General features: G+C 43.2%; 10 protein-coding genes and 3 tRNA genes. 11 read left to right on the top strand and 2 right to left on the bottom strand.

From position 1 onward, the window contains the following. Nucleotides 1-106: 106 nt before the first annotated feature. Together EYR97_RS04160 and EYR97_RS04165 are read right to left on the bottom strand one after the other, a co-directional pair. Nucleotides 107-2,194: a M13 family metallopeptidase gene (locus EYR97_RS04160; RefSeq protein ID WP_131092567.1), complete on the bottom strand. Its 2,088-nt coding sequence runs from the start codon at nucleotides 2,192-2,194 to the stop codon at nucleotides 107-109. Beyond that, complete coding sequence (locus EYR97_RS04165; protein WP_131092568.1) at nucleotides 2,184-3,416, bottom strand: GNAT family N-acetyltransferase; 1,233 nt, start codon at nucleotides 3,414-3,416, stop codon at nucleotides 2,184-2,186. The genes EYR97_RS04160 and EYR97_RS04165 overlap by 11 nt, the downstream gene beginning before the upstream one ends. Before the next feature lie 117 nt (nucleotides 3,417-3,533). Here EYR97_RS04165 and EYR97_RS04170 point away from each other — a divergent pair, with 117 nt between their 5' ends. The 11 genes from EYR97_RS04170 to EYR97_RS04220 all read left to right on the top strand — a co-directional run bounded on the left by EYR97_RS04170 (nucleotide 3,534) and on the right by EYR97_RS04220 (nucleotide 14,143). Further along, nucleotides 3,534-3,983, top strand: coding sequence for a regulatory protein RecX (locus EYR97_RS04170; RefSeq protein WP_131092569.1), 450 nt, complete (start codon nucleotides 3,534-3,536; stop codon nucleotides 3,981-3,983). Nucleotides 3,984-4,210: 227 nt separating this feature from the next. Further along, on the top strand, nucleotides 4,211-6,808 hold the full coding sequence (alaS, locus tag EYR97_RS04175) for an alanine--tRNA ligase (protein ID WP_131092570.1): 2,598 nt from the start codon (nucleotides 4,211-4,213) through the stop codon (nucleotides 6,806-6,808). A gap of 132 nt (nucleotides 6,809-6,940) precedes the next feature. Further along, nucleotides 6,941-7,132: a carbon storage regulator CsrA gene (gene csrA, locus EYR97_RS04180; RefSeq protein ID WP_131092571.1), complete on the top strand. Its 192-nt coding sequence runs from the start codon at nucleotides 6,941-6,943 to the stop codon at nucleotides 7,130-7,132. Between the two features lie 421 nt (nucleotides 7,133-7,553). Next, a tRNA-Ser gene (locus tag EYR97_RS04185) sits at nucleotides 7,554-7,644 on the top strand. Between the two features lie 38 nt (nucleotides 7,645-7,682). Then, nucleotides 7,683-7,759, top strand: a tRNA-Arg gene (locus tag EYR97_RS04190). Between the two features lie 53 nt (nucleotides 7,760-7,812). Then, nucleotides 7,813-7,889 (top strand) — tRNA-Arg (locus tag EYR97_RS04195). Between the two features lie 523 nt (nucleotides 7,890-8,412). Further along, complete coding sequence (locus tag EYR97_RS04200; protein ID WP_131092572.1) at nucleotides 8,413-8,679, top strand: OadG family protein; 267 nt, start codon at nucleotides 8,413-8,415, stop codon at nucleotides 8,677-8,679. An 18-nt stretch (nucleotides 8,680-8,697) separates the two neighbouring features. Beyond that, complete coding sequence (gene oadA, locus EYR97_RS04205) at nucleotides 8,698-10,527, top strand: sodium-extruding oxaloacetate decarboxylase subunit alpha (RefSeq protein ID WP_131092573.1); 1,830 nt, start codon at nucleotides 8,698-8,700, stop codon at nucleotides 10,525-10,527. A gap of 7 nt (nucleotides 10,528-10,534) precedes the next feature. Beyond that, the gene (locus EYR97_RS04210; RefSeq protein ID WP_131092574.1) at nucleotides 10,535-11,665 is read left to right on the top strand and encodes a sodium ion-translocating decarboxylase subunit beta; all 1,131 of its coding nucleotides are present in this window, start codon (nucleotides 10,535-10,537) and stop codon (nucleotides 11,663-11,665) included. A 379-nt stretch (nucleotides 11,666-12,044) separates the two neighbouring features. Further along, nucleotides 12,045-12,812, top strand: a complete 768-nt coding sequence (locus EYR97_RS04215; RefSeq protein ID WP_165477971.1) for a helix-turn-helix domain-containing protein — start codon at nucleotides 12,045-12,047, stop codon at nucleotides 12,810-12,812. After that, nucleotides 12,809-14,143 carry a polysaccharide lyase family 1 protein gene (locus EYR97_RS04220; RefSeq protein ID WP_131092576.1) on the top strand — a complete coding sequence of 445 codons (1,335 nt, stop codon included), beginning with the start codon at nucleotides 12,809-12,811 and terminating at the stop codon, nucleotides 14,141-14,143. Before EYR97_RS04215 ends, EYR97_RS04220 begins: the two co-directional genes overlap by 4 nt. The last annotated feature ends 124 nt before the right edge of the window (nucleotides 14,144-14,267 follow it).

Here is a 14,267-nt window from a genome sequence, read left to right on the forward strand (position 1 = left end):
TATGCAAAAACGGAACTAAAGAATGCAGTGCTTGTTAGCAAAAAAAAGTGCGTGACGAGATATCCTCATCACGCACTTTTTCGTATTTTCGCACTTTAGATGAGTATTACCAAATACGAACTCGTTCTTCTGGTGCAAGGTAAAGTGCATCACCTGGTTTAACATCAAATGCTTCATACCATGCGTCGTGGTTACGTGGTGCTTGTGCGCGGAATCGACCAGGCGCGTGGGTACCGGCGCGAAGCTGATTAAGCATGCTTTCTTCGGTACGTTTTTCTTTCCACACCTGTGCCCACGCCAAGAAGAAGCGTTGATCGCCGGTAAGACCATCAATAACCGGCGCTTCTTTACCGTTTAGGCTGAGCTTGTAGGCATGATATGCCATAGCTAGTCCACCCACATCACCAATGTTCTCACCTAAGCTATTGCGACCATTGACGAAGTTGCCTTCAATAGGCTCGTATTGGCTGTATTGTTCAGCCAACATGTCAGCCTTTTTCTCAAACGCTTCACGATCAGCATCCGTCCACCAATTGCGCTGGATACCATTGGCATCTGACTTAGAGCCTTGGTCGTCAAAACCATGTCCCATCTCGTGACCAATAACAGCACCTATTGCACCATAGTTTACGGCAGCGTCTGCATTCGGGTCGAAGAACGGAGGCTGAAGAATAGCTGCTGGGAATACAATCTCGTTAAACGAGCTGTTGTAATATGCATTTACACGTTGTGGTGTCATTCCCCAGCGATTGCGGTCTGTTTTTTGTAGCTCGCGCTCAACAGATTGGTCTTGGAAAAACTGTCGTAAGCTTCTCACGTTACTCATGAGGTCTTTTGCGTCAATACTCAAACCGTCAAATGATTGCCACTCGTCTGGGTAACCAATTTTTGGATTGAAGGCCATTAACTTCTCTTTTGCATTTACTTTGGTTTCGGCACTCATCCAATCGAGGTTTTCGATGCGTTCACCCAATGCAGTGCGCAAGTTTTCAACCAACTCTGCCATCTGTGTTTTTGAGCTTTCTGGGAAGTATTCATTAACATAGATTTTGCCAATTGCGAAACCGAGAGATTCTGTTCCAGACATTTGGCTAACCGCGCGCTTCCAGCGTGGACGAGGTTCTTGTTGACCACTAAGCGTACGGCCAAAGAAATCAAAATTGGCTAAATAAACGTCTTCAGAGAGTAATTCTGCATTGTTTGAAATAGTGTGGTATTTCAAATATGCCTTCCAATCTGCCAAGTCTGCTTCGTTAATAATTTTAATAACTTCTTTAACTGGCTCTGGTTGTGTGATGTTTAGCTCTGGTACAGCGTAACCGGTTTGCGCAAAATAGGTGTCCCAGTCAAAACCAGAGTATTCGTCGGTTAGTTTGCTGCGCTCTATTTGGTTAAGGGTTAAGTCTCTGTTACGGCGCTTTTCTCTCGGCCACTGTATTTCAGCAATTTGCGTTTCTAGTGCAAGTATCTTCGCCGCTTTTTCGGCCGCATTTTCAACGCCTGCGAAATTCAACATTTGTTCTATGTGCGCCACATACGCTTCACGAATTTTTACAAAGCGCTCTGTGTCACTAAGGTAATAGTCTCTATCTGGAAGACCAAGACCACCAACACCAACACTAAGTTGATATTCGTTAGGGTCGAGACGGTTGTACCACATGCCACTGCCAATGGGGCTTGTTGAATCCACTAACCAACTTTTACCAAAGGCAGCGGTAAGGTCTTTAGTATTCGCAATAGCATCAATTGAAGCGAGTACATCTTCGATAGGTGCGATGCCTTTTTCGTTAATGGTGTCAGTGTCCATGTAGGCAACAAAAAAGTCATGCACTAGCTGCTCTTCAGCGTTCAGTGTGCTCTTTTCCATCAAGCCGTCAATAATGTTTTTAACCTGTTCTTCACTGCGCTCAGCAAGACCTGTAAAGGCCCCATAGCGTGTTTTGTCTGCGGGTAACTCGTAATTGTCATACCAAGTTCCGCTTGCATACATAAAGAAGTCGTCACCAGGTTTAACTGCTTCATTGCGAGCAGTAAGGTCTACACCGAATGAGCCTAGTTCTGCTTCACCTTTCGTTTCTGATGTTGTTTGAGGAGCCTCAACAGAGGTGGTTTTTTCTTGAGTTTGTTGAGGTTGGCTGCAACCAGCTAAACCTAATGATGCCGCGATTGCTACGGCGAGAAGTTTATATTTCATCGTTTTTCTCGTTGTGATCTTCAGTGTTAGGTGCTCTGACACTTGTTGTTTTTAAATGTGGCACGAAATTCTCGTTAAAAGGTAAAGCATTACGCGCCTGATTAAAATAGTGAATAATATGTTGTGTTTCTTGCTGTAAAAAGTCTGCTACAGCACGGTGGAAAGCGCCTTCAAAAAGTTGATGACTTGAACGGCAATAAATGGGTTCAAACCCCCGCAATATCTTATGCTCACCCTGAGTTCCTGGGTTGAAAAGTGGAAGGTTATTGGCAATAGCGAACTCGATACCTTCGAAATAACAGCACGCAAAGTGAAGACCACTTATATCTTTTAGTGACCCCCAATAACGCCCATAAAGCCCATTATCATCAAAAAAGAAAAGGGCACTTGCAATGGGCTTATCGTGTTCGCGAGCAACGACTATTAACATGTTATTAGCCATCGTCTCGCGTAGCCGATGGAAAAAGTCGTCATTTAAATAACCTGTATGGCCGCTGCGCTTAAGATATGTAGACTGATAGCACTGCATAAAAAAATGCAGTATGTCATCGGTAATCTCATTGCCCGTGTGATGGATGAATTGAATTCCTTGCTGTGCGTGATGTCGTCTAACTTTTCGGATGTCTTTGCGTTTTCGCGACGTTAACGCATCGAGAAACGCATGAAAGTCTACGTATTGGTAATTATGCCATTGAAATTGCACAGAATATCGTTGCAGATAGCTGCCTGTCTTATGCAAGTCCCGTTGGTTTCTTTCGTCAAAGAATAACCAATGTATCGAAGACAACGTAACGCCATATTGAGTATGACAATGCACTTTAAGAGTGTCTGCAATGTCTGAAAACAGGGAGGCTGTTAATACCTCTTCGTCAGCGCACAGTACTCTAGAGCCAGTAACCGGAGTAAAAGGAATAGCTGAAATCCATTTTGGATAGTAGTCACGACCGTGTTGATGATAGGCATTTGCCCAAGCGTGATCGAACACGTATTCGCCATAACTATGAGTTTTTAAATACCCAGGAATGGCAACGAGTAGCTGGTTGTCTTGTTTCACGACAACATGACAAGGCAGCCAACCTGTATCATTGCTACAACAATGGCTGTCTTCTAATGCGTGCATAAATTCGTGTCGCAAAAATGGCCCCGCGTTTTGTGCAAGGTCATTCCATTGTTCGGCTGGTATCTCAGTAATATTGTGGATAACGCTTATTTTATAATTCATTGTTAAAAGTTAAGTCTATTCAACTGAGAAATAATGTTGTTTGGGCTGCGAGACAGTGTGTATATCGTTAGAATACGGTTGTTACTACGTTTTATAAAGAAGAGTAAGTTCACAAAAATGTCAGAGTTTGATCGAAAAATCATTACCGACGCGATTACTCGCATGTTGGCACGACGAGAGCATAGCTTTGATGAAGTGGTGCGCAAGTTAAAGCTGAAGGGAATAGACAGTGAGTCATTCATGCCGATACTTGAAGAATTCAGACACGCTGATATTCAAAGTGATATGCGATTTGCCGAGAGCAGAGCGCGAGCACTGTATTTAAAAGGCAAAGGCCCTCGTGCAATTAAGCTTGATTTACAACAATACGGTGTGGGTGAAGGAGATGCAGAGCGCGCACTTGATGAGATTGAGCCCGATTGGTTTGAAAGCGCTAAACGAGTGAAAGTGAAAAAATTTGGTGAATTTTTTGAAACTGACTTCACATTGAGACTGAAGCAAAAACAGTTTCTTCAATACCGTGGTTTTTACCAAGAACACATTGAATATGCAGTAAGCGGTGATTGATACCGTGAATACACGCTATTTTGAGCGTATTTTCACACTTTTTTGTTCACTTGTTGGCTTGCTTGGTCTTAACAAAAATGCGCTTTCCGTGGTATTGTTGCGCAAATTTGTGTGCATAACGCATGTGTTTATTTTACACGTGCAACAAAAAGCAACGTGCCATACGCTGAGTTTGGCGCAATAGCGTGCCACTTTACATTAATAGAATTAAGGAAGTTAGGTTTTCAATGACATTATCAACTGCTGACTTACGTAACAAGTTTATCGAATATTTTAAAAGTCATGGCCATCAGGCGGTGTCTAGCTCGTCACTGGTACCAGCAGATGATCCCACACTTCTTTTCACCAACGCGGGTATGAATCAGTTCAAAGACACGTTTTTGGGTACAGAGAAGCGCAGTTACACCAGAGCGGTTTCGTCGCAGCGTTGCGTGCGCGCTGGTGGTAAACACAATGACTTGGAAAACGTAGGGTATACCGCACGTCACCACACTTTCTTTGAAATGTTGGGTAATTTCAGTTTTGGTGACTACTTCAAAAAAGAAGCCATTGAATTTGCATGGAATTTCTTAACGGTAGAAATAGGTCTTCCAAAAGAGAAATTATTGGTTACCGTTTATTCCGAAGACGATGAAGCCTTTGATATTTGGGAAAGCCACATCGGTGTTCCAAAGGAAAAAATAATTAGAATCAGTACATCTGATAACTTTTGGTCGATGGGGGACACTGGACCTTGTGGGCCGTGTTCTGAAATTTTCTATGATCACGGCGAGCATATTTGGGGTGGGCCTCCAGGAACTCCAGAAGAAGACGGTGATCGTTTCATCGAGATCTGGAATTTGGTTTTCATGCAATTCAACAAGCAGTCAGACGGCACTATGGAGCCTCTGCCTAAGCCTTCAATTGATACTGGTATGGGCCTTGAGCGTATTTCAGCTATTTTGCAAAACGTTCACAGTAACTACGAAATTGATCTCTTCCAAAATCTTATCAAATCAGCGGCATCAATTGTTGGTACTGACGATCTAGAAAACAAGTCGTTGCGCGTTATCGCTGACCACATTCGCTCGTGTAGTTTCCTAATTTGTGACGGTGTTATGCCCACAAATGAAGGTCGTGGTTATGTACTACGCCGTATTATTCGTCGCGCCGTGCGACACGGCTATCAATTGGGCGCTGAAGACATTTTCTTCTACAAGTTGGTAGCCTCTTTGACCAAAGAAATGGGTGAAGCATACCCTGAATTGGTCGAACAACTTCCTGTTATTGAAAAAGTACTACGGGTTGAAGAAGAGCAGTTCAGCAAAACCTTGTCACGCGGCTTAGCTTTGCTAAGTGAATCGTTGGAAACACTAGAAGGCGACACCATTCCAGGTGAAGTGGTATTTAAGTTATACGACACTTATGGTTTCCCTACTGACCTTACCAACGACGTTGCCCGCGAACACAATTTGAAAATTGATGAAGAGGGTTTTGAAGCAGCGATGCAAGCGCAGCGTGCGCGTGCCCAACAAGCGAGTAACTTTGGTGCTGATTACAATGCTAAGTTAGCTGTTGACCATCAAACTGCTTTTACAGGCTACACCGATGTTGAAGGTGAAGCGAACGTAGTAGAGCTTATTGCTGATAACGGTTTTGTCGACGTATTGAAAGACGGTCAAGAAGGTATTGTGGTACTAGATAGCACACCGTTTTATGCCGAAAGTGGTGGTCAGGCTGGTGATAAAGGTGTACTACGAGTTGCCAATGGTGAGTTTGTTGTAACTGACACCCAAAAAATGGGTAATGCCTTTGCGCACAAAGGTGTCGCTAAGGGCAATGTAACAAAGGGCGACAAAGCGACAGCAGCTATTGATGCAGCAAATCGCGAAGCAATTAAAAAGAACCACAGTGCTACCCATCTATTACATGCTGCACTTCGCGAGATTTTAGGAGAGCATGTCACGCAGAAAGGCTCATTGGTTGAAGCATCGCGCTTGCGTTTTGACTTCTCGCACTTTGAAGCCGTAACCAGTGAGCAGCTTTTGGAAATTGAGCGCCGTGTGAACAGTGAAATTAGAGCTAACCATGCTCTTGCTACTGAGTTGATGGAGCTTGAGGAAGCGAAAGCCTCTGGAGCAATGGCACTATTTGGTGAGAAGTACGACGAGAAGGTACGTGTTGTCACTATGGGGCCGTTCTCTGTAGAACTTTGTGGTGGTACGCATGTGAGTCGCACCGGTGATATTGGTTTGTTTAAAATCATCAGCGAAGCGGGTATTGCCTCTGGTGTACGTCGTATCGAGGCCGTATCAGGTGAACAAGCGCTTGAACTAGTACAAACCCAGCAAGCGACCTTATCGAACTTGTCAGCTATGCTTAAAACTGATACGCAAAATGTACTTGAGCGTGTTACGGCACTGCAAAATCATACTAAAGAATTAGAAAAAGCGCTTAATTCTGCTAAACAAAAACTGGCGAGTCAGCAAGGGGCTGATATGCTTAGTAATGTAGTAGAGATTAACGGCGTTAAAGTACTCGTTGCTAATTTGGAAGGTGTTGAAGCGAAGTCATTGCGTTCAATGATGGACGACATTAAAAACCGAATTGGTGAAGGCGTGGTAGTACTAGGTGTTGCCGATGATAAGAAAGTTAACCTTATCGCAGGTGTAACTAAAAACCTTACTGCTAAAATTAAAGCGGGTGAGCTGGTTAATTTTGTTGCGTCGCAAGTAGGTGGAAAAGGCGGTGGTCGTCCTGACATGGCCCAAGCGGGTGGTGACAAACCAGAAAGCTTGGTTTCAGCGTTAGATTCGGTTAACGCTTGGTTACAAGATAAGCTATAATTATTCATTGTAGATAACAGTGAGTTTTTGAAGTGACGCAGAAACAAGGAACCACTGTCGCTTTCGTTGGGTCGTGCCGACGTGAGCAAACCTCAAAGGATATGTTCAGTATTAAGGAACAGGAGCAATAGAATGCTTATTTTGACTCGTCGAGTTGGTGAAACACTTATGGTTGGTGACGATGTTACCGTTACTGTACTAGGTGTAAAAGGGAATCAGGTACGAATAGGTGTTAATGCACCGAAAGAAGTTTCTGTGCACCGTGAAGAAATATACATGCGCATTCAAGCAGAGAAAGGCGGAGAGTCTAGTTCTGCTGAATAAGAGTAAAATATTCTTCATTGGGAAAGGTCAGCTTTTGCTGGCCTTTTTTTGTTTTTTATCACCTTTTTCATGCTCTTGCTTTTCTTATTTCGACTGAAAGTCATCCACTAAATTGTCAATTAGATAAAACGTTTTTCAGTAGTCTTAATAAAAAATTCAAAAAAACACCAAAAAAGTTTTAAATTATTTTCTATTTTTTACGGCAGAATTGACGTTTTCGCATAATATTAAAGTAATTGTTTACTTAGCTAGCTGTAAAAAGCGGTGATTTAAGCATGAGTAAATAAACCTATTTGTATGTAAGCTATACAAAATACGCTTTTTTTAAGCAATTCGATTAAAATGTCAGCGAGTGAACAGTTTCTTAGTAAAAAAGGTTTGACTCGCGCCACTGAATCCGTAAAATGCGCCCTGCACTTACGGAGAGGTGGGTGAGTGGCTGAAACCAGTTCCCTGCTAAGGAACCATACCTATTACTGGTATCGAGGGTTCGAATCCCTCCCTCTCCGCCATTATTCATTGATAGTGGCGGTCAATAAAAAGTTTTTGCGCGTGTGTAGCTCAGCTGGATAGAGTACCTGGCTACGAACCAGGCGGTCGGAGGTTCGAATCCTTCCACACGCGCCACTTATTTAAAAGCGTTACCTTTCGATGTAAAAGTTGAAAGTAAAAAAGACAACGCGTGTGTAGCTCAGCTGGATAGAGTACCTGGCTACGAACCAGGCGGTCGGAGGTTCGAATCCTTCCACACGCGCCATATTAGAAAAACCCACCTAATCAGGTGGGTTTTTTATGCCCGATTAATCTGTAGTCTTCATCACATCTTCAACTATACACTTTATTTAGATTGCGCTGTATTTTATACAATAAAGTGTACCTAAAAGGTCAACAAACGCTAATAAGCGGTCCCAATCATTATACCAATCCGCATAGGTGTCTTCTCTCTCTGGTTGAGTAAACCTCTATGCGGACTGGCATAATATCTACATGAATTCATATTACTTCTAACAACATTGCAAATTCACGAAAAAGCGACTTTACTGCTTAGAGTTACAGGTGCGAATCAAACTGTATTTCAATAAATTAGTAGGTAAAAAGCAATTAACGTGAATTACAACGAAAATGCTCAAATGGTGTTTTGCAAGTTTATGTAAATATTAAGTGAATTTTGACATAAAACTGCGTTTTTATAAGTTATTTGTGATTTTTTATTCTATTTTGTTGTTTTTGTAAAACCACCGTGATACTTATTCAGGACTAAAATAACAACAGGATCTAAGATGAACTCAGATTCAATTGCCAGTTTGCTGTTTGAAGCAGGCTCGCTTATGCTCATCGGAATGCTATTTGTGTTTTCGTTTTTAGGGCTACTTATTATAGGTATTCACCTTATTGCTCGTTTTTGCGAAGCATTTCCCGGTGAGGTTGCAGAGCCGACACCTCAAGTAAAACGCCCCAACCAAGCTATTCAGCCCGGAATTGATGGCAATGTGATTGCGGCGATTTCGGCAGCCATTCATACACATCGTCAAGCGACTAAAAAATAATTTTATTCAGGAGTTACCATGTCTAAGCCTTTGGCATTGACCGAATTGGTCTTGCGTGATGCCCACCAATCGCTTTTAGCTACGCGCATGCGCATTGAAGATATGCTTCCCATTGCTGAAAAGCTCGATAAAGCAGGGTTTTGGTCCATAGAGTCTTGGGGAGGCGCAACGTTTGATGCATGTATACGATACTTGGGTGAAGATCCGTGGGAGCGTATTCGTAAACTAAAAGCTGCTATGCCCAATACCAAGCAGCAAATGTTATTGCGTGGTCAGAATCTGTTGGGTTACCGCCATTATGCCGATGATGTGGTTACACGCTTTGTAGAGCGCGCTCATGATAATGGGGTAGATGTCTTTCGCATTTTCGACGCCATGAATGATATTCGAAATTTGAAAACTGCGATAAAGGCGACGATTGACTGCGGTGCTCATGCACAAGGGACTATTTCTTACACTGTTAGCCCCGTCCATAATCTAAAACTCTGGTTAGACATGGCAAAGCAATTAGAAGATTTAGGTGTACATTCTATTTGCGTGAAGGACATGGCTGGGTTGTTGAAACCCTATGAATGTGAAGAATTGATCTCAGGCTTAAAGGAAACCGTTAAGGTTCCTATTGCTATGCAATGTCACGCAACCACGGGTTTGAGTACAGCGACGTACCAAAAGGCCATTGATGCGGGAATTGACATGTTAGACACCGCTATCTCTTCGATGAGCATGACCTATGGGCATACCGCAACAGAGACTATGGTGTCGATTGTAGAAGGCACAGAGCGTGACACTGGGATTGCTCTTCCTGAATTAGAGGAAATTGCCAGCTATTTTCGCGATGTACGAAAAAAATACAGTAAATTTGAAGGTAGCTTGAAAGGTGTAGACGCGCGAATTCTGCTTGCTCAAGTACCTGGTGGCATGTTGACGAATATGGAAAGTCAGCTTAAAGAGCAGGGTGCAGAAGACAAGTTCGAGGAAGTACTAAAAGAAATTCCTCGCGTGAGGGAAGATTTGGGTTTTATTCCTCTTGTCACACCAACCTCGCAAATTGTTGGCACGCAATCCGTGTTAAATGTACTAACGGGCGAGCGTTATAAGAGTATTACCAAAGAAACCGCAGGGGTACTGAAAGGTGAATACGGTTCAACAGCTGCGCCGGTAAATAAAGCATTACAAGAGCGTGTTTTAGATGGTGCAGAACCAGTTACTTGTCGACCTGCTGATAACATTGCACCTGAAATAGAATCACTCAGTAAAGACTTAGATGAATTGGCCGAGAAAAAAGGTCTGTCATTATGTGAAGACAAAATTGATGATGTACTGACTTATGCCCTGTTTCCTCAAATAGGCCTTAAGTTCCTTGAAAATCGCGGCAATCCTGAGGCATTTGAGCCTGCCCCTAGTGAAGAAACGGTGGATTCAGAAGCAGCGAATTCTCCATCTCACACAAGTAAACAAGCTTCACAACCTCAAAGTGGTCAGCCTACGTCAAATCAAGCAGAAACTTATGATGTTAATGTTGACGGAAAGCTCTATCGCGTAGAGGTGGCTCCTTCAGGAACGTTGAGCAGTGTTACTCCAGTTGCACAATCTACACAAAGTAGCAGCCCTGTTGTGCCAGCACAAACCGCAGCTGATAACACCATTGAAGCACCCCTAGCAGGTAATGTCTTTAAGTTGCTTGTACGCAGTGGTGATAGCGTTGATGAAGGCGATGTAGTGATGATCTTAGAAGCTATGAAAATGGAAACTGAGATACGCTCTGCGTTCGCGGGCACGGTAACCAATGTCCTAGTGGGCGAAGGTGACGCGGTGACAAGCGGTCAACCACTCATAGTGTTGGGGTAGGTAGATAATGGATAAGTTACAAGTACTGTGGGACAGTACTGCGCTAGCGCATTTCGAGTCTGGCCAACTTATTATGATGGCGGTGGGTTTTGGTCTACTGTATTTAGCCATTGTAAAGAAATTCGAGCCACTTCTACTGCTTCCTATTGGGTTTGGTGCACTACTTACTAATATTCCTTTAGCGGGTTTCTCTGAAACGGGAGGTTTGCTCTATTACATTTACAAAATTGGTATTGATACTGGTGTTTTTCCCTTGCTGATATTTATGGGAGTGGGCGCTATGACGGATTTTAGTGCCCTTATTGCCAACCCCAAAATGTTATTGCTCGGCGCTGCTGCGCAATTCGGTATATTTGCCACCTTGTTTGGTGCAATAGCGCTAAATTTAATACCGGGGTTTGAATTTACGCTTAAAGATGCCAGTGCAATTGCGATAATAGGTGGTGCTGATGGACCCACAGCTATTTTCCTAGCTTCACGCTTAGCTCCCGATTTGTTAGGAGCAATCGCCGTTGCTGCATACTCTTACATGGCGTTAGTACCCATTATCCAACCTCCGATAATGAAAGCACTAACAACCAAAGAAGAGCGTGAGATTAAAATGGGACAATTGCGACCCGTGTCAAAAAGGGAAAAGATTATTTTTCCTCTTGCCGTCTTGTTCATGACCATTTTGTTTCTTCCCGCTGCTACGCCACTCGTTGGAATGTTCTGCTTTGGTAACTTGATGAAAGAGTGTGGTGTGGTAGACAGATTAAGTAAAACTGCTCAAAACGAATTGATCAACACCGTAACCATCTTCTTAGGGTTAGCAGTAGGCTCAAAACTCTCTGCTGATAAGTTTCTTACCCTTGAAACCTTGGGCATTCTAGGGCTGGGGGCGATTGCGTTTGCAATTGGTACTGCGGCAGGCGTGTTAATGGCGAAGGTGATGAGCAGATTATCAGGTGGCACAATTAACCCCCTAATTGGCGCAGCTGGCGTATCCGCGGTGCCAATGGCTGCTAGGGTTGTTAACAAAGTAGGTCTTGAAGCCAATCCGCATAATTTTCTTTTAATGCATGCCATGGGACCAAATGTTGCTGGTGTACTTGGCAGCGCCGTAGCTGCAGGTATTTTATTAGCCCTAGTTGGTTAACGCTTCTTGGTTTGACACCTTTTTCACCATGACCTGTTGGTTGACGTTCGACAGGTCACCGTTCTTTCTATTCAGTGGCGCTTTTGATGTCTGCGCACAAGTAAAAATCAATACACACTTATTTCTAGCTCACATTGCGTTTTATCAATACGTATAGGCGTTTACCCATACGGCGTGACTGGCAGAGTTTATGGCTAGGCTTGGTTACACAGGCTTGTTGGTTCCAAATTAGGCAAGCCATATGTCTATTTCTTACCAAAAACTCATTTGGGGTGAGCAAAACTATATAAGTTAAGATATTTGACTTTTGTTAAATTTGATCGGTATTCTTACATAAAATGCTACCGGTGGCATTTTGTCGAATATGGAATGTCGGATCATGGGAATTGACATATCAGTAAGAGAGGAAAAGATGGACCGGTATATTATACCGAGTGTTTTTCAGGCTGTTCAGCTTTGTGAAGTGCTCGCTAATTCAAATTCGGGGCTTCGCGCAAGTGATATAGAACATGCGTTAAAAATACCGAGGTCTACCGTTTTTCGTCTTATTAGAACGTTACTAGGTGCACGTGTCATTGACAAGAAAGGAACAAGGTACGTCTATGGAAGGCGTATTTACGAGGTAACGGCAACCGATATGAGCCGTAGGTCAGCGCAACAAGAATTGGTATCGCCACTTGCTGCGTTGATAAAAGGGCACGAATGCAGCGCACTGATAGGTATTCCTAGCGAAAATGGCGCGTTAGTCGTCGATGTCATTGATGCGTCATTGACTTGTATTAGCCCATACAGGCCGGGCGCGCAGCTTGGTCTATTTGATAGTGCGTTGGGTCAAATAGTGCTCGCGCATTATTCCTTTACTTTTTACAAGGCTCATCAGCAGACAGTTGATGCAATTAAATCTGCCGAAACGTCTTTAGCATCGAAAATAAGGACAGAGATATGCACTAGGGGATTCTCGATAACCTACTGTAGTAAAAATGAAAATACGCTATTGGCAGTGCCTGTGTTTTCTGTTGATGGTGAATTGTCTGCGATTTTATCTCTTTACTTTTCTGAGAGCATTAAAGATGTGTTGAAGATTCAGCAGTGGACTCAGAAGTTGAAATCAATCGCGCGTATTCAAAAACAAGAGATCAAAAAATGAAAACAACAAAATGTAAAAAAAGTGGCGTGTTAGGTCTCTTCATGCAAGTGATATTCAGTGTATTTCTGTTTTTAGTACTGCCAGTTCAAGCAAATACGCTTGCCTTTAAAGGTGCCAAGGGGTTTGGGAAGTACACGGTTGGTGGCAATTTAGGTGAAGTACTCGTGGTAAATAGCCTAGAGGATACGAATAAAAAGCACGTCGGAACACTTCGTTGGGCCGTAAATCAGCCTTACCCTAGGCTTGTGGTATTCTCTGTATCGGGCGTGATTGACCTCAAAAGCCCACTTGATATAAAGCACGACAATCTCACCCTAGCGGGGCAGACTTCCCCAAAAGGCGTCGTAATAAGCGGTGCAGAAACGCGAGTTAAAGCAAACCAGGTGATCATTCGTTACTTACGATTTCGACCAGGAGATACAGCTTCACAAAATGATGCGCTGTTTATTCGAAATCAAAAGGACATTATCGTTGATCACTGCTCTTTGAGCTGGGCGAACGACGAAGTAGGGTCTTTTTACAATAATACCCGGTTTACACTGCAAAACAGTATTCTTTCAGAAAGCTTAAATAATGCAGGGCATAGTAAAGGGCAACATGGTTACGGCGGTATTTGGGGAGGCAACTTTGCCAGTTTTATCGAGAATGTTTTAGTCAGCCATACCAGCAGAAACCCGCGAGTGAACGGATGGCGCTTGAACCCCAATTACGCCAAAGAGCATGAATTCGTTGATATTCGCAATAATGTTATTGCCAATTGGAGAAGTAACTCAGGCTATGGCGGTGAAGGTGGAAGAACAAACCTTGTCGCAAATTATTATAAACCAGGCCCTACCACAAAAGCACTACGCTTCTTTCAGCTATGGTCAACAGACAGTGAACCCACATTACTTCATGTTAGTGACAACCTAATGCATGGCAATAGCGAGATGAGTAAGAGCAACACGCTTGGTATCGATGTTAAAGGAAATAAGCGAGGCAGTGATGCATTTGACACAATAACCGGAACGTCTCTTTCTTCGCACCCGTTTGAAGCTGAAGCAATAAAGGCATTGGGTGACGATACGTTAACGGCACTTCAGGTATGGCAAAAACTCGTTATAGATAAAGAGGTTGGTGCTAATAAGACCCGAAGCAGTGGTGAGCACGACCCTGTCGACGCGCGTATTTTAGCGCAGTTAGCCGACAATAGTTATCTTAAAGGAAACGGCATAATTGATAGCACAAAGGAAGTCATTGAGTGGCCTCGCTATAAAGCTTACTTCCAAACAGCCAGCGTCGCTGAAGAACAATTAACACCTGCCAAATGGAAGCAACTGTCAGGACTTTAGAGCGTTTTGATATTTGCGGTGCGTTTTACAGCAAACTGTACCGCAAAGGTCACGCGTTTTAGTACTTTGTTAATTAAATAAGCTTCATATTTAAACTATTTGTATAAGCAGTGTTAAATTTATG

This window comes from Alteromonas sp. KUL42 (genome assembly GCF_006538325.1).
In the GTDB taxonomy this organism is placed as follows: Bacteria; Pseudomonadota; Gammaproteobacteria; order Enterobacterales; family Alteromonadaceae; genus Alteromonas.